The organism is Lyngbya confervoides BDU141951, from assembly GCF_000817775.3.
GTDB classification, from domain to species: Bacteria; Cyanobacteriota; Cyanobacteriia; order Thermosynechococcales; family Thermosynechococcaceae; genus Lyngbya; species Lyngbya confervoides.
The window spans coordinates 1-18,437 of record NZ_JTHE03000041.1 but is presented as its reverse complement, the minus strand read 5'-3'; the positions used below and the strand labels follow the sequence as shown (position 1 = coordinate 18,437).

The 18,437-nt window shown below is 52.6% G+C and carries 18 protein-coding genes; 4 read left to right on the top strand and 14 right to left on the bottom strand.

Translation table 11 applies throughout. The features are described 5' to 3' along the window. Positions 1-8: 8 nt before the first annotated feature. From QQ91_RS06490 to QQ91_RS06450, 9 genes are all read right to left on the bottom strand, one after another. Positions 9-305 (bottom strand): glutaredoxin family protein, encoded by a 297-nt coding sequence (locus QQ91_RS06490; RefSeq protein ID WP_166281250.1) that lies wholly within the window; start codon positions 303-305, stop codon positions 9-11. Further along, the gene (locus QQ91_RS06485) at positions 299-2,383 is read right to left on the bottom strand and encodes a tetratricopeptide repeat protein (protein WP_236096107.1); all 2,085 of its coding nucleotides are present in this window, start codon (positions 2,381-2,383) and stop codon (positions 299-301) included. Before QQ91_RS06485 ends, QQ91_RS06490 begins: the two co-directional genes overlap by 7 nt. Before the next feature lie 315 nt (positions 2,384-2,698). Next, complete coding sequence (gene galE / locus QQ91_RS06480; RefSeq protein WP_166281246.1) at positions 2,699-3,715, bottom strand: UDP-glucose 4-epimerase GalE; 1,017 nt, start codon at positions 3,713-3,715, stop codon at positions 2,699-2,701. A gap of 53 nt (positions 3,716-3,768) precedes the next feature. After that, positions 3,769-4,758: a glutathione synthase gene (gene gshB / locus QQ91_RS06475; RefSeq protein ID WP_166281244.1), complete on the bottom strand. Its 990-nt coding sequence runs from the start codon at positions 4,756-4,758 to the stop codon at positions 3,769-3,771. A gap of 11 nt (positions 4,759-4,769) precedes the next feature. Next, entirely contained in the window at positions 4,770-5,033 is a 264-nt protein-coding gene (gene grxC, locus QQ91_RS06470; RefSeq protein WP_166281242.1) for a glutaredoxin 3, read from the bottom strand. Between the two features lie 255 nt (positions 5,034-5,288). Continuing rightward, positions 5,289-6,302: an adenosyl-hopene transferase HpnH gene (gene hpnH, locus QQ91_RS06465; protein WP_166281240.1), complete on the bottom strand. Its 1,014-nt coding sequence runs from the start codon at positions 6,300-6,302 to the stop codon at positions 5,289-5,291. Positions 6,303-6,518: 216 nt separating this feature from the next. Beyond that, positions 6,519-6,932 carry a DUF948 domain-containing protein gene (locus tag QQ91_RS06460; protein WP_166281238.1) on the bottom strand — a complete coding sequence of 138 codons (414 nt, stop codon included), beginning with the start codon at positions 6,930-6,932 and terminating at the stop codon, positions 6,519-6,521. A gap of 29 nt (positions 6,933-6,961) precedes the next feature. After that, the gene (locus tag QQ91_RS06455; RefSeq protein WP_166281236.1) at positions 6,962-7,276 is read right to left on the bottom strand and encodes a YtxH domain-containing protein; all 315 of its coding nucleotides are present in this window, start codon (positions 7,274-7,276) and stop codon (positions 6,962-6,964) included. 40 nt (positions 7,277-7,316) lie between these two features. Beyond that, positions 7,317-7,658: a hypothetical protein gene (locus QQ91_RS06450; RefSeq protein WP_166281234.1), complete on the bottom strand. Its 342-nt coding sequence runs from the start codon at positions 7,656-7,658 to the stop codon at positions 7,317-7,319. Between the two features lie 145 nt (positions 7,659-7,803). On the opposite strand from QQ91_RS06450, the gene QQ91_RS06445 reads away from it, so the two are divergent. Next, positions 7,804-8,280: a YbjN domain-containing protein gene (locus tag QQ91_RS06445; RefSeq protein WP_166281232.1), complete on the top strand. Its 477-nt coding sequence runs from the start codon at positions 7,804-7,806 to the stop codon at positions 8,278-8,280. 63 nt (positions 8,281-8,343) lie between these two features. Then, positions 8,344-9,060 carry a lipoate--protein ligase family protein gene (locus tag QQ91_RS06440; protein WP_166281230.1) on the top strand — a complete coding sequence of 239 codons (717 nt, stop codon included), beginning with the start codon at positions 8,344-8,346 and terminating at the stop codon, positions 9,058-9,060. On the opposite strand, the gene QQ91_RS06435 is transcribed toward QQ91_RS06440, so the two are convergent. The 3 genes from QQ91_RS06435 to QQ91_RS06425 all read right to left on the bottom strand — a co-directional run bounded on the left by QQ91_RS06435 (position 9,057) and on the right by QQ91_RS06425 (position 12,137). Continuing rightward, positions 9,057-10,346 (bottom strand): site-2 protease family protein, encoded by a 1,290-nt coding sequence (locus tag QQ91_RS06435; RefSeq protein ID WP_236096103.1) that lies wholly within the window; start codon positions 10,344-10,346, stop codon positions 9,057-9,059. The two genes, QQ91_RS06440 and QQ91_RS06435, sit on opposite strands and share 4 nt — an antisense overlap. Before the next feature lie 89 nt (positions 10,347-10,435). Continuing rightward, entirely contained in the window at positions 10,436-10,666 is a 231-nt protein-coding gene (locus tag QQ91_RS06430; protein ID WP_166281228.1) for a hypothetical protein, read from the bottom strand. A 307-nt stretch (positions 10,667-10,973) separates the two neighbouring features. Continuing rightward, positions 10,974-12,137, bottom strand: coding sequence for a hypothetical protein (locus tag QQ91_RS06425; protein WP_250833274.1), 1,164 nt, complete (start codon positions 12,135-12,137; stop codon positions 10,974-10,976). A 587-nt stretch (positions 12,138-12,724) separates the two neighbouring features. Here QQ91_RS06425 and psaA point away from each other — a divergent pair. Both psaA and psaB read left to right on the top strand, forming a co-directional pair. Then, positions 12,725-14,980 (top strand): photosystem I core protein PsaA, encoded by a 2,256-nt coding sequence (psaA, locus tag QQ91_RS06420; RefSeq protein ID WP_166281224.1) that lies wholly within the window; start codon positions 12,725-12,727, stop codon positions 14,978-14,980. 24 nt (positions 14,981-15,004) lie between these two features. Next, the gene (gene psaB, locus QQ91_RS06415) at positions 15,005-17,218 is read left to right on the top strand and encodes a photosystem I core protein PsaB (RefSeq protein WP_166281222.1); all 2,214 of its coding nucleotides are present in this window, start codon (positions 15,005-15,007) and stop codon (positions 17,216-17,218) included. A gap of 164 nt (positions 17,219-17,382) precedes the next feature. Here psaB and QQ91_RS06410 read toward each other — a convergent pair whose 3' ends face one another. Together QQ91_RS06410 and QQ91_RS06405 are read right to left on the bottom strand one after the other, a co-directional pair. Continuing rightward, positions 17,383-18,054, bottom strand: a complete 672-nt coding sequence (locus QQ91_RS06410; protein WP_166281220.1) for a glycerophosphodiester phosphodiesterase — start codon at positions 18,052-18,054, stop codon at positions 17,383-17,385. 15 nt (positions 18,055-18,069) lie between these two features. Further along, positions 18,070-18,437, bottom strand: a 368-nt coding sequence (locus tag QQ91_RS06405; RefSeq protein WP_166281218.1) for a prolipoprotein diacylglyceryl transferase family protein, incomplete at its 5' end; no start/stop codon positions are given.

Below are 18,437 nucleotides of genomic sequence, written 5' to 3'. Positions count from 1 at the left end.
GGCCAAGATCACGGAGTTCCTGCTCCAGAGTGCGGCAGCTGATCAATCACCTTTTGGAGATGGCGGGTAAGCTGATCCACGGACATCCGGGGGGACGGACGAGGCACAGGATATTCTGGGGCCGCTTGGGACTTCCTCAGGTAAAGGACGGGCACCTCATACTGATAGCGTTGCCACCAGTCTGCACAATCTTGAATATCCCGCAGTTCCAGCACAAAGGGAAAGGCCGTCACTTGAGACAACTTTTCCTGAAGACCTTCACACAGATGACATCCAGATTTGGTGTATAAGATAACGCTCAGCATGCTTCCTCTGGCTGATCCAGATGAATGGGTTGACCACAATGAATGCAGAAACGATGGTTGGGGTCATTTCCCTCATGGTTACACGGTTCTAGCATTAAGTCACTCAGCCGACCGGAGACAAACCCTGGGGGTAAGTTGCCCTGCACCTCGACTGAGGCGGTCTCAAGTTCCGGTGGGGGGGCTAAATTCAGTGGTTCTTCATCCTCCAGTGGTTCTTCGTCCTCCAGCAGTTCTTCAGTTCTCAGCGGTTCTTCGGCAACAGCAGGAACCGCCGCTCCCAGACCGGCTCTGCCATTGATCGAATCGTCGGGTCGATCTTGAGATGACTCCTCCCAGATCGGGGGATCGCTCAACAAGTCCTGGGTCGACTCCTGGGTCGACTCTTGAGGGGGCCGTATCCGTATTTCATCGGGGGCATCAGCGACCCTAGATTCTGGATCCGAAGGCGGAGCAGCCTGTCCTTTGGCCGGAGGTAACAGGGGTTTGCGGCGAATGGCTTGATCCAAATCCCGCGTTGCTCCTTCTTGATCTCCCAGAGCTGAAAGCAGCATTCCCCGCTTATAAAAGGCGTCGCGATGATTGGCGTCTAAATTGATGGTGCGCGTGTAATCTGCGATCGCTCCCTCTAAATCTCCTAGCAAGGCGCGGCTTTTTGCCCGCTCAAAGTAGGCCTCAACATCTAGAGGATTCCGATGGATGATCTGGGAGTATTTTAAGATGGAATTTTCAATGGATCGATTGGCACCATCATTGTTGTGGCGTTCTAGGGTCGGGCTTAAGATGGGCTGCAAACTCTGTCTTAAATGGGCAATGGTCTCAGCTAGCGCACCCGCATAATCCTTCACCTGATCTAGAGATTTTGCCTTAGCCCAGTAAATCGCAGACTCCAGATCGGTTGCCGCTGCCATCTCATCACCCAGGGACTGGAAAACTTGCGATCGCTGACAGTAGGCCCGCGTGTTTTCGGGATCAGCCTCCAAAATTAAGGAGTAATCCTGCAGCGCTCCGGTCCAATCCCCCACCTGAGCGCGGCGCGCGGCGCGGGCAAATAAGGTGTCAAAACGCTGCGCTAGCGGGGGATCCTCTGCTTCGAATCGGAGAACTGCGCCGGTCTCCAGGGACAATTGCGCATCATCAAGAATATCTTCCCTAAGAAAAACTTCGGCAGGAGAGGGATCCTGCTTGATGTCCGAGGCGCTAAGATCACGACGACCTGGCATGTGTAGATCAACTGCCGGTAGCCTGGTTTGCTGCCCCAAGACCGCAGGCGGAGTCGGCGCACTTGCCTGGGTGGACTCTAGGGAGGCCTCCTCTACCGCTCCAGGCCTCAGGATGCCTAGCGCATAGGCGCGGTTATAGCTGGCAACCTGCTGACTAGGGTCATACAGCATGGCCTGATTAAAGTCATCGGTCGCCTTTTGCTCTTCTCCCAGTTCGGCATAACAGTAGCCGCGATTATAATAGGCCTCGGCCTGCTTGGGATTGTAGGTCAGGGCTAGGGTAAAGTCTTCAACCGCCGGGCCGTACTGTCCAAGCTGAGTCAAAAACAGCCCCCGCTGGATGTAGGCATTGGCATCCTTGGGCACGCGCAGAATCGCTTGGGTATAGTCGGCGACGGCCCCCTGAAGATCCCCTAGCTGCGCGTAACATTCTGCCCGTTTGTAGTAGGCCTTAATCGAAAACGGATTAATTCGCAGGGTTTCACTGAGGTCGGCGATGGCCCCCTGCAAATCATTCAGGGCTAGTTTTGCAATTGCGCGCTGATAAAAGGCCTCGTCATAGTTGGACAGCAGGGCAATGGCTTCAGAACAGTCCGCAATCGCCAGAGCCGAATGTCCAGCAATATTGTGCAAATATCCGCGGTTGTAAAATGCAGTGGCTTTAGTCGGGTTTCTTTGGATTGCGGCATCGAAATCGGCGATCGCCCCATCAATATCTCCCTTAACCGCGCGTTTGTTCGCTCGATTAATCAAAGCATCTGGATTTTCCAGGTCCTGGCCATAGACCGGCAGCGATTCTTCCCTCGATTCCCCTTGAGGTCCCTGAGGGCGCCCCCACTGTGGCAGCCATTGACGCATCCAGCTCAAACCCCTTACTCCATTCAGACGATTCCCACAAAACCGCTTTGCCCGTCAAGGTCCAATGTATCTCATGCAAAAGATTCCAGAACCTTGACGATAACGGCCAAACAAGATCACGGGCTCATTCATTTACGAATGTTCACACCCAAAATTAAAGGACTAAAAGTTTCGGTAATCCCAGATGAAACCCGTTAATTTAGCCCTGCAACCCTTGAATTTCAAGATATTGTCAACTTTGTTGCCCAATATAGCAAAAGATTTGGCGCCAGTCCCTCGTAAATTTCACGAATTCTTGCCCCCAGAAGGTCCGGTTCAACCCTGGGCCTCGTCCTTCGGGCGATGACGCTGAAGATGCCACCGCCAGGCATGGTCCAAAATCGTGTCGATCTCTGGATATTTTGGCTTCCACTGCAGAACCTTTTGGGCCCGTTGGGCCTGACCAATTAAGGCTGCGGGGTCTCCTGGTCGCCGCGACCCGAACTGCACGTTGATAGAGCGCTGAGTCACCTCTTGAGCGGCTTGGATGATCTGACGAACGGAAAATCCATCGCCATTCCCCAGGTTAAATACGTTTGTGCTGCCACCGTCAAGCAAATAGTTCAGGCCGAGAACGTGGGCCTCAGCTAAATCCGTCACGTGAATATAGTCGCGGATGCAGGTTCCATCCGGTGTATCGTAATCCGTGCCAAAGATAGTGATGTCCTCCCGCTGGCCCAGGGCCGTCAAGAGCACCAGTGGGATGAGGTGGGTTTCTGGCTGATGATCCTCCCCGACCCGCCCTAAGGGATCGGCCCCTGCGGCATTAAAGTATCGAAATCTCACAGAGCGTAACCCATAGGCTTGATCAAAGTCGGTGAGCATCTGCTCGACCATCAGCTTACTCATTCCGTAGGGGTTAATGGGGTGCTGGGGATGGTCCTCTGAAATTGGCACTTGCTGAGGAATGCCGTAGGTTGCACAGGTGGAAGAAAAGACCAGATAGGGAACTTGAGCGGCCAACATTGCTTCCAGCAATGTCAAGGTTCCTACCACATTATTTCGATAGTATTTAGCAGGATTACCCACGGACTCTCCCACGTAGGCATAGGCCGCAAAGTGCATCACAGCGCCCACCTGAAACTGGCTGAGCACTTGATCCACAAGGGCGCGATCGCTAATATCGCCCCACACGCAGGTCACCGCCTCCAAGCCCTCCACAAACTCTCGATGACCATAAACGAGATTATCGAGAACCACCACAGGAAAGCCTGCGGACTGGAGGGCCAGCACACAGTGGGAACCAATGTAGCCCGCTCCTCCAGTTACCAAAACCACTGGCTTCTCTGTCATCTGTGCCTTACTCCGCTGATCTAATCCTGATTTAATTCCAGTTAATCCCTGTCTTAAGGGGTGCCGCACTGCTGTGTCAACCAGGCAATCACCTGCCGCCCAAGGGATTGATCGGAGGTAGAGGCATGCCCCGCCAGTCGATCAATTTCTCGAATCCCCGTGGGGCTGGTAACGTTCACCTCAGTCAGATAGTCTCCAATCACATCAATGCCCACAAAGAACAGGCCATCCCTGATTAAGCTTGCTTTCACCTGATCGCAAATGAAGCGATCGCGCTCGGTAATGGGGGTCGCCACCACCCGACCGCCCGTGGCCATATTGCCGCGAAACTCTTGTCCTGTGGGCACTCGATTGACGGCCCCAATGGGTTCTCCCGCCAGCAAAATAATTCGCTTGTCGCCCTCTCGCGCCGCTGGAAGATATTCCTGAACCATCACGGGCAGCCGACCTTGATGGGTACTAATTTCAATCATGGAGTTGAGGTTGGGATCCTCTGGCCGCAGAAACAAAATTCCTTCGCCGGCTTTTCCCCCCAAGGGCTTCAACACCGCTGCTGTCTCCGACTCCACAAAATTGCGAATGGTTGCTTTTTCCTGGGAAACGATTGTCCGGGGAATCACCGCCTCGAACTGCAGGGCATACATCTTCTCATTGGCAGCCCGAATGCCCGCAGGCGCATTGATCACCAGCGTCCTTTTCGGATCGATAGAGTCTAACAGGTAGGTGGCGTAAAGGTAGGCCACCGTCACCGGCGGATCCTTACGCATGAACACCACGTCCATGAAGTTCAGGGGCAGCAGTTCTGGATCGCCCAGCGTATACCAGGGTTGACTAATCAGCCAGCGATCGCCCTCCAGCACAGCCGGAGGCACGGATATGCTCTGCATTGTCGCCCAGGTTTGTCCCTTAATGACGCTGAGGTGCTCCAGGGTCGTAATCCACACTTGATCGCCCATGACTCCCGCCGCCTCCATTAGCGCGACGCTGGTGTCGTGGGTAGGATCTAAACCTTCGATGGGGTCAATAATAAAGGCTAGTTTCACCGCTCAGCGCCCTAGTGAGTCGCAAGGAGTGAATCCAGCCGCCCCTGACGCTCCAGCGCATAGAGATCGTCACAGCCGCCCACATGCTGATCATTAATAAAAATTTGGGGGAGCGAACGCCGCCCCTGAGCCCGACCGGCCATCTCGCTGCGGGCTGCCTCATCTCCATCAATGCAGTATTCTTTGTAATCTATAGCTTTTTGGGACAAAAGCTGCTTGGCCCGGATACAGAAAGGACAGGCCGACCAAGTGTAAATTTCCACATTGGGGTTCATATCTGCGATTGCCTCAATTAAGAATAGAAAAATTGTAAAGAACGCTTTTGCGTCCTAACAGATTGGGCAGGCCCCCAGTCACTGACGGATTGCCACAGCAGACGATCAGCCGGGTTGGAATCATCCACAAACAAATCGGGTCATTCATTGATTGAATAACCCGATTGTCTTTCTTATTATGACAGCTTGCGGCCTGACACAACAAACCGGTGCCGGGGAGGAACAGCTTCCTCCATCTGGCCGCAAGCAGCTCGCCTAGCTAAAGAGTCCAGCCATCGCCCGGCCCATATTAGCAGGCTGTAGGGCATCCACTGCAGCCGTGGGCTCGTATCCGCAGTGAACCATACAATCCTGGCATTTGGGATTGCCGCTGGCACGGCCGTACTGATCCCAATCTGTAGACTCCAGGAGTTCATTGAAAGTTTTGTAATGGCCTTCGTTGAGCAAGTAACAGGGTTTTTGCCAACCCAAAACGCTGTAGCTAGGACTGCCCCAGGGAGTGCATTCATAGTCCTTTTCCCCCACCAGAAAATCTAAGAACAGCGGGTTGTGGTTGAAAATCCAGTTCTTTTTACCCTGACGGTAGGGCGCTAAGATTTCTCGAAACAGTGCCTTGGTTTGCTCTCGCTTCAGGAAATGATCTTGATCGGGTGCCCATTCGTAGCTATAGCCAGGAGAAACCATCATCCCGTCTACGCCCAGGGTGCTGACAAAGTCAAAGAATTCCTGCATTTCTTGGGGATCCGCCCCTTCAAAAATCGTGGTGTTGGTCGTCACCCGAAATCCCTGGGCTTTAGCTGCCTTAATGGCTTGCACCGCCGTATCAAACACCCCTTCGCGATCAACGCACTTGTCATGGTGCTCTCGCAATCCGTCAAGATGAATGCTAAAGGTGAGATAGGGAGAAGGCTTAAACTTGTGTAAGTTCTTCTCCAGTAAAATTGCGTTGGAGCAAAGGTATACAAACTTGCGCCGCGCTACCAAGCCCGCCACAATTTCATCAATTTGGGGATGTAACAAAGGCTCTCCCCCAGGAATGGAAACGATAGGTGCCCCGCACTCCTCTACGGCATTGAAGCAGTCCGCTGGCGATAAATGCTGACGTAACACCTCAAGGGGATGCTGGATTTTTCCACAGCCATTACAGGCTAGGTTGCACCGAAAGAGCGGCTCTAGCATCAAAACCAGGGGGAAGCGCTTACGCCCCTTCATTCGCTGCGAGACGATGTATGACCCTACTTCAATAGCTTGCTTCAAACTAATTCCCATAGTTATCCTCCTTACACCCACAGGCAGCAATAGGGATTGTGGAAACGGCGTAATTAAAACTGCAATGTAGAACCATCACGTTGCAATAGAGCCGATTACAATGAATATTTTGCTGTAGTGAACCTATTATAGGCTGTGATCCTAGCCCTTTTTCGACGTGCGCTGGGTCATTGCAGTGACAATCCTCCTAATGGCCCAGTCTTCCTGGCCAAGAGATCATCGCAGTCGTCGGCGATTCGACCGTCGTCCGGGGTGTCGCTGGCGTGGCACACGGAAAAAGGTGTGAATTCCAACGCTCATGCCGGTCCAAAGGCTGCGCACCGTTACCTGGGTTTGGTGAACTTGCTCGCGTGCTTCGGTCAGGCTGTGATCGACTTGCGCAATGACATGCTGAATTTGGTCGACACTCTGGCTCAGATCCGCCTTGAGATCGCTGACCTGATGACTTGTGGATCGAATTGCATCAAGGGTCGGTGGCAGTTCACGCTGGAGCGTGTCGAACAGCTTTTCTGCACTGCGGGCAGCGCGGGATAATTCCTGAAATGCCGGAATGGCTGTCATCAAGACCAGGGCCAAACAGACCGCCACAAGACACAAGGAAACGCCCAGCCAGAAAATTGGTTCACCCACGAAAACTGTCCCTAGCCTTGATTTGAGCCTTATGCCCCGCGACGGGGCGTTTGCAGGGCCTGTCGCTGGGCCTTGGCCGCCTCGGTGCCCGCAGCGATCGCCGCTTGCAACCGTAGCAGCGTGTTATCCCAGCGAGCCGCCGTCGCCCCGGATAGCCGCTGAGCCTGAATCTGCATTGAGGTTGAGAGATCTTCGGCCATATCTGGCAGTGCCGCTGCGGACTTTTTTAGAAGACGGCGAGATTCATTGCCAGATCGGGGAGCCAGAAGCAGGCCCGTCACTGTCCCCACGGCTGCACCTAGGAGCACGCCAGTGGTAAACGCAATGGAACGAGAATTAGGCATGGCAGATTTTTACCCGATTCCTTACATAGCAAAACATGATCTAACCGCCCAGAAAATACCGGACTAACCCACCGCGTGCCAGGGGTCTTCGCCAGAGGAGAAGCAGGATCAATCGACCTGGCTTGAGCAGAATCCAGATTTGTTGGGCTTGGCGGATTGCTAAATCCAACTGTAGGAGAAACAGCTGTCCCTGTTGCACAGTCATTTGTCCTTGGATTATCTTTGGCGGCAAGAGTTGGAGGGTGTGCTGCACCGTCATCTCTGTCAAAATGAGGGCCTGGGTTGTTCTTTTCAAGGCGCGCTGCAACTGCCTAAGACGCCAGGCAAGCCACAAACCACCAATGGCTAAAATAACATTGAGAACAATCACGATGGTTTGCATTTCGCTGTTAAAGTCAGGGAGAAGGGGCAGGCCGCCAGTTCCAGATTGCTGCTTTTTCTATCCTAGGGGTAGCCGCACCTGTTTCTCAAAATTCTCCCTCGGTTCACTCCTTACCCACTCTCTATGCTTACTTTAGATTTCGACAATGAGTAACTTAACGAATGAAACCGTCCTGTCTAAGGATGGCACGGTCATCAATCCAGATCTAAACCTCATTGAGGTGATTGAAACCGTAATTTCTAGTCTGGATGAGTTTCATAATGCCTTTGTCAACCAAACCGATGAAGGCCGCCTGTGGAAATTCACCTATGGCAGTGTGGAGGCGTGGGTCCAGATCACAGGGGTTGCAGAGGGAGACACGTTCTCCGTTTGGTCTCCAATTCTTCAGCTTCCTGTGCAGCATCAGGACCGTCTCCTGGAAAAGTTAATGCGGATGAACTGGCTAGAAACCCTGGAGGCCCGTTTTGCCCTCTTTCAGTCCCAGATTGTGGTGGTTTCCTCTCGATCCATCTCAGATCTCGATGTCGGCGAAATTTCACGCCTGATTACGCTTGTGGCCTCCCTAGCTGATGAGCATGATGAGATCCTGCAGCAGGAATTCTCTTCCGTTCAACCCTCTTAAGCGATCGCCTCCGCAGTGCATTGGCGCTACATTCCCCCCTTTACCGCTCCAGGAGTGGTCCAAATGGCCATTGATCATTGGCTGCTGGATCGATGTAACCAGGGCGTCCATCCCCCCACCCTTCGCTTCTATACCTGGCCCCCCGCCACGGTTTCGCTAGGCTATTTCCAGAAGCAATGGCCCCAAGCTTGGCGAGACATTCGCTGGCGAAATCAGCCTCTGACCCTTGTTAGACGCCCCACGGGGGGACGAGCCGTATTGCACCATCGAGATCTGACCTATGCGGTGGTCACCCACCCTGAATCCAGGCGTCGCCGGCAAGTTTACGAAACCATTTGCGAATTTTTAGTCCTGGGATGGAAGCGTCTCGGGCTCGAGATTCATTACGGTCAAGCCAGGCGCGGGTACCATCATCAAACCAACTGTTTTGCAATGGCCACTGGAGCCGATCTCGTGGTTCGCGACGGCACAAAATTTATCGGTAGCGCCCAGGCTTGGCGTCAAGCAACGGTCCTGCAGCATGGATCCATGGCCCTTCATTTGGATCCCCACCTCACCCGGCAAGTGTTTCCCTCTACAGCCCCGCTTCATGTTCCGTGGCTCCGGACAGCCATGGGAGACCCCCTGCCGTCAATAGAGGAAATTGTCCCGAGTTTGCAACAGGCTGCTGCGGAATGCTTCGCAGCGCAGTTTGAAATCTTGCCCCTGCAACCCCCTGAATGGAGTAGTCTCAAACCCTATATCCAGCAGGCCATTCCCACAAACTGCTTCGTGTCTTAGGCCCGTTCCCGGTGCACAAGCGTCTTATCCTGAGGATCATCGCTCTCCGGAGTTGCTAAGGAGGTCTCGGTGCCCAGGGCATTTTTAGCAATCATGGGGATCTGCAAAAAGGCTGGATACTGGTGCTCACTGCGGATGCGCTCTAGCTCTTCTGACGGCAAACTCAACTCCATCGCCTGCAGCACGGCCTGGACAATATCGGCTCGATCAATCAGTCCGGCGATCGCACCGGCGGGGGAGAGCACCACCATGTGATGTAATTGCTGATCCTCCAAGCTTAAAATTACGTTGGTGAGCGGATCACGCTCTTGAACCGTGGGGAGTGCTGGCAACGGCGTTAGAATTTCCTCGACCGTATGTTGTTCCCACAGACTTCGCTCAATTCCGGATAGACGATCCAGCTCAACGCGCCCTCGATAGCGTCCATCCGCAGCGGCAAAAAACACGGGAGTTTCTTCGGAATAAATTAAATATTGATCGACGAAATCCCGCAGTGACTGTTTGGCCTTCACCACCCGGAACGATCGCTGCATCACATCTTGAGCCGTCAGAGCGAGAATTTTTTCTTGCAAATCAGTGTAACGGTCATAGCGATAGGCATTGCGCAGACCATACCAGCCCAACAGCGCCATCCACATTCCTGAGAAGGATCCGGCGAGGAGAACTACAAAGAGCCCTACAATGACCGCCGTCCATCCCAAGGCCTGACCCACCTTTGCAGCCCAATGGGCGCCCTTGAAGCGATTTCCGGTGACTTTCCAGATGCCTGCTCGTAGAACCTGCCCTCCATCCAGGGGCAGACCCGGAATTAAATTAAAGAGCACCAGAATCAAATTAATCTCGGACAGGTTCTGGAACATCACTTGCGGGGCCGACTGCTCCGGCATCCAAGACGCCACCTGCCCTAGTCCTAGCCACAGAGATAGGCTGACTAAGGGGCCAGCGATGGCCACCCAAAAAGCTGCTCCTGGCGTTTTAGCCTCTGCATCTAGGGACGCAATGCCCCCAAAGAGAAAAAGTGTAATGGAGTTAACCGTGATTCCTTGGGACTTGGCAACCAGGCTATGCCCTAGCTCATGCAAAAGCACAGATACAAATAGCAAAATTGCCGTCAAAAAGCCCACAGTCCAGGTGATGCCAATTCCCCACTGGGGAAATTCTGATTGCCAGGCGATCGCATTCACAAAGGTCACAAGACCCACAATAAACAACCAGGAGGCATCAATAATCAGAGGGATCCCAAACAGTGACCCAAGTTTCCATTGGTTGCCAGACTTTTGCTCCATGGCCACAGCTTCAATCGTCCCTTCGATAACGTCTGCTTACATGATAACGATGGAACTTTACTGAACTGCGGGAGACGCGCGTTAGCGTCCTAGAAACCGAGATCCTGATAGGTCAGGGATTTTTGAATCAATGCAGCGAGGGTCTCATCCTCTAGGGCCTGCAGCGCCAGGGCAACCCCAACATGCAGCAGATTTAGCTTTTGCTTTGAGGCCTCTGGCAGATCCACCGCAGCCTCCTCAGCGCATTGAATCATTTCAGCCGTCATCTTGAGATGATCCACTGTGACCGCCAGGGTTTCCGAGAGCAGGCTTTCCAGCATTGAACGCTACCTTTCACACTCATAATCTTTCGTTATAGAGGTATTGTGCCCTGACAAAAATCAGAGGCAAACCGCGGGATTACGGAAAAGTCTGGAAAAACAGCTTTGAAATCTTAAAAAAAATTGATCTTACCCGGCGATCTCTGCGTGGGTTTCCCTTTTTCAGCGGTGACATCCGCCCGATGCCTACCCGACCGGGTAGGGCGCGGGCCAAAGGTCGGCTGGCAAAATTAACGCTAGATACTAAAGCTAGATCAAGAAGTAGGGAGGCTCAATAACTACGCAACTGAATTGCTGTTGCTGCCCGCTAGCTCCCTTCGGTGGTTGGGGCGGTGGACTGGAACGAATCTTGAGGACCAGACTTTCCGGGTGAGGCAAGAGGGGAAGACGAGGGCAAAGATGCATCTGGTTCAGTTGGCAGTGACTGAGGAGAGACAGATTGGCTTGGGCGAAGCACCGGTTCAGAATCTTCATTTTCAGGGAGAGTAACCGCCGGAGACTCCATAGGCAAGCTAGGCGATGGCGTTCCCATCTGAGGCACTGCATTCATAGGCTGGCGGGACGACGAAGGAGACTCCCGTGGCAAATTAGGGGATGGAGTCACAGAGGGATCGGGGGCCTCTTCAACCTGCCGGGAAACCGCAGGGTCGATCATGGCACGAGCTTCACTAAACGGAATATTTCCCTGCATGAGTTGCGCTAGGGGAGTCTGGGATTGGCTCGGAGCGTAGGTAAAGCTAAAGGTTTGCTCAGGGTAGGGAGAAATCAACTCCTGTCCTTGGGCATCCAGCAACTCTACCTTGAGCCAGTTGTCCCCTTCTCGCAATCCCGATAAGTAAATCGGCCCTAACTCTGTTGCTATAAACGAGGTTCCATTCAAGGTCACCCTCACCGGAAAGGTTTCTTCCACCCAGGATTGATCGGGGGTTTCCCCAGGGCGATCAACCCTCAAATCAAGGAGCAATGGCTCTGTGGCATCCCCAAAGAGGGGAGACACCCTCAGTACAGGCTGATGGTCCTTCACCTGATTGGCTTGAGTTTCAGTCCACACGGAAAAGCTGACGAGGGCATGGGCACCCGGATTACGAAAACTCTCGTGCCAAGGGTAGGCCACTGCCATTTGCAGGATATGGTTTCCAGGCTTTAGATCCTCAAGCTGTAGGGGGGTGTCTAAGCGATAGATCTCCTTGAGAAAGCAACCATCTAGCCAGACAACCAGATGAGGTCCCAGGTTTAGAGTTGGATCTTTAAATAAATCCAGCCCTTTGAGATCAAACTGCACCGCGACATCCTGACGATTCACCTGCTCATTTTGATGGGGAAAGCTGACGCTGATCTGCGGCTGCACCTGGCCCATCTCAAGCTTCAAGCGTTCAATAGCTTCGGGAGGAGACACTTCTCTAAGCTCGTTTCCCCCCATCCCCATTAACGGCAGGTCTAAATCAAAGTCTGGAAGTTTTGGGTTGGACAAATCCTTTAACGAGCATCCATAGGACAATCCAAGCAAAAGAGTCAAACCAAAAATGCACAGAATGCTGCGCATTGCCTTTACGATTGTTCGCCAAGCCACCTAAACTGTCTCCTCTAAAGCAGGCTTACCCAGCAAAGAGACTATGCGCTCCTTGGATTGGGCATTCAACCCAAATCATATCGGAACGACTAGACGCTCAAGCACTTCTATGGCCCCTACCCCAATCAATCCGCATGAAACTTTACAAAGCTGTCAGCTGCTTCGGGGGGGGCCACCGCGGAGCCCTTTCCTCATTTCTGTGCTCCCAGGTCTTTACAATCTCATCGCTAAGGTCTTGATCCTCCTCTCCTCAGGAGGTTAAATCAGAAAACTCTTCATAATTATTTGCACTTTTTTACTTTTGGCTCATCTTTCGACGCTCTATTAATGACACCTTAATTATTGTTAATTAACCGCATAAACCTAGGCTGGCCCCTATAATTCTCAAGAGAGAACCCCATCCCAAACATGGCCTTATTCCTTTAATTGGACATTATTGTGGATGGTGAGTCTTCGTTCCTTGCTTGTTCAAAGAGAGGAGAATCTCGATGACAATTAGCCCAGGGGGGCGCGAGACAAAAGCCAAGGTTTCGGTGGACACCAACCCGGTTCCAACTTCCTTCGAGAAGTGGGGAAAGCCGGGTCACTTTGACCGAACCTTAGCTAAGGGACCCCAAACCACAACTTGGATTTGGAATCTCCACGCCCTCGCTCACGACTTTGATACACATACGAGCGACCTGGAAGACATCTCCCGCAAGATTTTCAGTGCTCACTTCGGTCACCTGGCCGTCGTGTTTATCTGGCTAAGCGGCATGTACTACCACGGCGCAAAATTTTCGAACTATGAAGCCTGGTTAAGTGATCCTACCGGAATTAAACCCAGTGCTCAGGTGGTCTGGCCAATTGTGGGTCAAGACATCCTGAACGCGGATGTCGGTGGCGGCTTCCACGGTATTCAGATCACCTCCGGTCTGTTTCAGTTGTGGAGAGCCTCCGGCTTTACCAACAGCTTCCAGCTTTACTGCACTGCGATTGGCGGCCTCGTCATGGCGGGTCTAATGCTTTTTGCTGGCTGGTTCCACTACCACAAAAAGGCTCCCAAACTGGAATGGTTCCAGAACGTGGAATCCATGATGAACCACCATTTGTCGGTTCTTTTGGGTTTGGGGTGCTTGAGCTGGGCGGGTCACCAGATTCATGTCTCCTTACCCATCAATAAGCTCCTAGATTCTGGCGTTGCAGCTAGCGATATTCCTTTGCCTCATGAATTTATCCTGAATAAGGATTTGATGGCGGAGCTGTATCCCAGCTTTGCACAAGGGTTAACGCCATTTTTTACGTTGAATTGGGGAGCTTATGCGGACTTTCTGACTTTCAAGGGTGGCTTGAATCCTGTTACTGGTGGTCTGTGGCTTTCTGATACCGCTCACCATCACTTAGCTCTTGCTGTTCTATTCATCATTGCTGGACACATGTACCGCACTAACTGGGGTATTGGTCACAGCATGAAAGAGATACTAGAAAGTCATAAAGGTCCCTTCACTGGTGAAGGCCACAAAGGACTTTACGAAGTTTTGACCACTTCCTGGCATGCGCAGTTAGCGATTAATCTTGCCATGGTGGGATCCTTGAGCATCATCGTTGCACAGCATATGTATGCGATGCCGCCCTATCCCTATCTGGCAACCGACTATGCCACTCAGCTCTCACTATTCACGCATCATATGTGGATTGGGGGATTCTTGATTGTGGGTGGTGCTGCGCACGGTGCGATCTTCATGGTGCGTGACTACGATCCAGTGGTTAATCAAAACAACCTGCTAGATCGTGTGCTGCGTCATCGAGACGCTATAATCTCGCATCTAAATTGGGTTTGTATTTTTCTGGGCTTCCATAGCTTTGGTTTGTACGTTCATAACGACACCATGCGTGCTTTGGGTCGTCCGCAGGACATGTTTTCTGATACGGCGATTCAATTGCAGCCTGTCTTTGCTCAGTGGATTCAAAACCTTCACACCATGGCACCAGGAACTACTGCTCCAAATGCCCTAGGCGTTGTCAGCCATGCCTTTGGTGGAGATGTCGTTGCTGTTGGTAATAAGGTCGCCATGATGCCCATTGCGTTGGGTACAGCAGATTTCATGGTGCATCATATCCACGCGTTTACGATTCACGTAACTGTACTCATTCTTCTCAAGGGTGTACTCTTTGCGCGCAGCTCTCGGTTGATTCCTGATAAGGCCAACCTCGGCTTCCGCTTCCCTTGCGATGGTCCAGGACGAGGCGGCACTTGCCAAGTCTCCGGTTGGGATCATGTATTCCTCGGTCTGTTCTGGATGTACAACTCCCTATCCATTGTGATTTTCCACTTCAGCTGGAAGATGCAATCTGATGTGTGGGGTACCGTAAACGGCGACGGTTCTGTTTCTCACGTCACTGCGGGCAATTTTGCCCAGAGTGCAATTACCATTAACGGCTGGCTGAGAGATTTTCTCTGGGCACAGGCGTCTCAGGTCATCAATTCCTATGGTTCGGCATTGTCCGCCTACGGTTTGATGTTTTTAGCAGCTCATTTCATCTGGGCCTTCAGCCTCATGTTCCTATTCAGTGGTCGCGGCTACTGGCAAGAGCTGATTGAGTCTATTGTTTGGGCGCACAATAAGCTTAAAGTTGCACCGGCAATCCAGCCCCGCGCTTTGAGCATTATTCAAGGTCGAGCTGTCGGAGTTGCGCATTACCTTCTCGGAGGCATTGCTACAACTTGGGCATTCTTCCTAGCTCGTTCACTGTCAATCGGATAAGGGCGAGGAGGACAATAACAGACTATGGCAACTAAATTTCCTAAATTTAGCCAAGCACTCGCTCAAGATCCCACCACCCGGCGGATCTGGTACGGAATTGCCACCGCCCACGATTTTGAGACCCATGATGGAATGACGGAAGAAAATCTTTATCAAAAGATTTTTGCCTCACACTTTGGCCATCTGGCGATCATTTTTCTCTGGGTTTCGGGCAATCTGTTCCACGTTGCTTGGCAAGGTAACTTCGAGCAGTGGATCCAAGATCCGCTCAACGTCCGTCCCATCGCTCACGCGATTTGGGACCCACACTTTGGGGAAGGTGCTGTTGAGGCCTTCACCCAGGCAGGTGCTTCCAGCCCTGTAAACATCGCTTATTCTGGCGTTTATCAATGGTGGTACACCATTGGAATGCGCACCAATGGGGACCTTTACCAGGGTGCGATCTTCCTGCTGATTTTGTCAGCTATCTTTCTGTTTGCAGGCTGGCTCCATCTTCAGCCCAAGTTCCGTCCCAGCTTGTCCTGGTTTAAGAATGCTGAATCTCGTCTGAACCACCACTTGGCTGGTTTGTTCGGGGTTAGCTCTTTGGCTTGGACCGGTCACCTGGTTCACGTTGCGATCCCGGAAGCACGGGGGCAGCATGTGGGTTGGGATAACTTCCTGACGGTGGCCCCTCACCCTGCCGGATTGGCTCCGTTTTTTACTGGTAACTGGGGCGTTTACGCTGCAGATCCCGATACAGCCAATCATGCCTTTGGTACTGCCAATGGGGCAGGAACTGCCATTCTGACGTTTTTGGGAGGTTTTCATCCCCAAACTCAGGCCCTTTGGCTAACGGATATTGCCCATCACCATCTGGCGATCGCCGTTATTTTCATCATTGCGGGCCACATGTACCGAACCAACTTCGGGATTGGCCACAGCATTAAGGAAATTCTCAGCGCTCACAAGCCGCCGAGCGGCAAGCTTGGGGATGGACACAAGGGGTTATATGACACCGTCAATAACTCACTGCACTTCCAACTGGGTCTGGCTCTCGCTTGTCTGGGCGTGGTGACTTCCCTGGTTGCGCAGCACATGTATTCCATGCCACCGTACGCATTCCTGGCTCAGGACTACACGACGATGGCGGCTCTGTACACTCACCACCAGTACATTGCAATTTTCCTAATGTGTGGTGCCTTTGCCCACGGAGCGATCTTCTTCGTGCGGGACTATGATCCAGTTGCGAATAAGAACAATGTTTTAGCCCGGATGCTTGAGCATAAGGAAGCGATTATCTCGCACCTGAGCTGGGTGTCTCTGTTCCTGGGTTTCCATACTCTGGGACTCTACGTTCACAACGATGTGGTGGTGGCGTTTGGGACTCCTGAAAAGCAAATCCTGATTGAACCGGTCTTTGCCCAGTGGATTCAGGCGGCACACGGTAAGCTCCTCTATGGCTTTGACACCCTGCTGTCTAATCCAGACAGTGTTGCTTACACGGCATTCCCGAACTATGGGAACGTCTGGCTACCGGGTTGGTTGGATGCCATTAATGCGGGAAGCAACTCACTCTTTCTAACCATTGGGCCGGGTGACTTCCTCGTTCACCATGCGATCGCCCTGGGTCTGCACACCACGACCTTAATTCTGGTCAAAGGTGCGCTGGATGCCCGTGGGTCCAAGCTCATGCCCGACAAGAAAGACTTCGGCTACAGCTTTCCTTGTGATGGTCCTGGCCGGGGCGGCACCTGCGACATTTCTGCGTGGGATGCCTTCTACCTAGCTCTGTTCTGGGCCTTGAATACCGTTGCCTGGCTGACGTTTTACTGGCACTGGAAACACCTGGGGATCTGGCAAGGAAACGTCGCCCAGTTCAACGAAAGCTCAACCTACCTAATGGGGTGGTTCCGCGATTACCTCTGGTTGAACTCTTCTCAGCTGATTAATGGATACAATCCGCTGGGTACCAATAATCTCTCAGTTTGGGCCTGGATGTTCCTGTTTGGCCACCTAGTGTGGGCCACAGGCTTCATGTTCCTCATCTCCTGGAGAGGTTACTGGCAAGAGCTGATTGAAACAATTGTCTGGGCGCACCAGCGCACTCCTCTGGCGAATCTGGTTCGCTGGAAGGACAAGCCTGTTGCCCTATCCATTGTTCAGGCTCGTCTCGTGGGCTTAGCTCACTTTGCGGTTGGTTTCGTCTTGACCTACGCCGCCTTCTTGATTGCATCCACTGCAGGCAAGTTCGGTTAGGATCCAAGTCGTGATTTAACGCTACGCCAAAAAGCTCCTGACCCAGCGGTAGGAGCTTTTTGGTTCAAGTCTAGATGCTATATCAGAGGAGCCTTCTATCAAGGCTCCTTTTTTTATGACGTCTTTTATGACGTCGGTTTTATAAAGTCACGCAGGGGAGTAGATCATTCATCGTCTAGCCACCAGTCAGGGCGATCGCTAATCACTGCGTCCACCCCCCAGGTGTGCAAACGCTGCAAATCCTGGAGACTTTGATCCCCATAGGTGAACAGACGCATTTGCCGCTGGTGAACCTGGCTAACGAAATTCGGCGTTAACCGCTCTTGATAGACCACCAGGGTGGAAACATTGGCCCGGAGATCAAACCACTGTACCTGATCAAAGTCAGCGGGATAATGCGCCCAGATCAGTCCAAAGTCCAGGTCTGAGCGCTGCGTTGCCGCTGCCTGAATGCAATCGTGCCAGAAGGACGTCACCAGCGGCGGTTGGGGGAGCGATCGCGTCGTCAACAAATCCAGCGTCGGTCCAAAAGTCTCAGGGGTCTTTATCTCAAAGTTCCAGCGAAAGGCGTAATTGTGCTGTTCAGTCCAGTCTAGAACCTGCGGAAGGGTAAGCACTGCCTGTCCGGCCTGATCACAGAGTTGCGACAGGGTAAGGGCGGCCACGGCTTCGCCGCTAGGGGCCACGGCATCATGAAACACCATGATCTGCCCATCTGCACTGAGGCGAAGATCGGTTTCAATGCCATCGACCCCCAGGGCCACTGCAGCGGCAAAGGCTGCCAGGGTATTTTCCAACAGATCCGTATGAAATCCACGGTGGCTATACAGTTCCATGGAATGACCTTTCCCTTATCCTCGATCGGTCGATTTGAGCGGCACCCCATCGGGAAGGCTCCGCTTTAACCCATAGAGCCAGAAAAGTCCAAACAGCCCCAGAATGACCCCAGCAAAGCTCACCCCCTGAGCAATACGCAGTGGCCCTAGCATTAAGCTATCAAGGCGCAAGCCCTCAATCCAGAATCGTCCCAGGCTGTAGAGAATGCCATAGATGAGAAAAATACTGCCTCGCTTTAGTGTCGGAAAAGCATAGATTAGCCCGATTAGAATCCCAAAGGTGGCAAAGTTCCAGATCGATTCATACAGAAATGTGGGATGAAAGTAGGCCACATCCTTCAGGCCCCCTGGCCGTTGTGCTGTGGGAATAAAAAGCTTCCAGG

Coding starts and splice junctions, on each gene's coding strand:
- QQ91_RS06485 (WP_236096107.1), bottom strand. CDS start 2,383: ATGCGTCAATGGCTGCCACAGTGGGGGCGCCCTCAGGGACCTCAAGGG.
- QQ91_RS06490 (WP_166281250.1), bottom strand. CDS start 305: ATGCTGAGCGTTATCTTATACACCAAATCTGGATGTCATCTGTGTGAA.
- grxC (WP_166281242.1), bottom strand. CDS start 5,033: ATGAACCCCAATGTGGAAATTTACACTTGGTCGGCCTGTCCTTTCTGT.
- QQ91_RS06435 (WP_236096103.1), bottom strand. CDS start 10,346: ATGGAGCAAAAGTCTGGCAACCAATGGAAACTTGGGTCACTGTTTGGG.
- hpnH (WP_166281240.1), bottom strand. CDS start 6,302: ATGGGAATTAGTTTGAAGCAAGCTATTGAAGTAGGGTCATACATCGTC.
- QQ91_RS06440 (WP_166281230.1), top strand. CDS start 8,344: ATGGCCATTGATCATTGGCTGCTGGATCGATGTAACCAGGGCGTCCAT.
- QQ91_RS06450 (WP_166281234.1), bottom strand. CDS start 7,658: ATGCAAACCATCGTGATTGTTCTCAATGTTATTTTAGCCATTGGTGGT.
- psaB (WP_166281222.1), top strand. CDS start 15,005: ATGGCAACTAAATTTCCTAAATTTAGCCAAGCACTCGCTCAAGATCCC.
- QQ91_RS06430 (WP_166281228.1), bottom strand. CDS start 10,666: ATGCTGGAAAGCCTGCTCTCGGAAACCCTGGCGGTCACAGTGGATCAT.
- psaA (WP_166281224.1), top strand. CDS start 12,725: ATGACAATTAGCCCAGGGGGGCGCGAGACAAAAGCCAAGGTTTCGGTG.
- QQ91_RS06410 (WP_166281220.1), bottom strand. CDS start 18,054: ATGGAACTGTATAGCCACCGTGGATTTCATACGGATCTGTTGGAAAAT.
- QQ91_RS06445 (WP_166281232.1), top strand. CDS start 7,804: ATGAGTAACTTAACGAATGAAACCGTCCTGTCTAAGGATGGCACGGTC.
- galE (WP_166281246.1), bottom strand. CDS start 3,715: ATGACAGAGAAGCCAGTGGTTTTGGTAACTGGAGGAGCGGGCTACATT.
- QQ91_RS06455 (WP_166281236.1), bottom strand. CDS start 7,276: ATGCCTAATTCTCGTTCCATTGCGTTTACCACTGGCGTGCTCCTAGGT.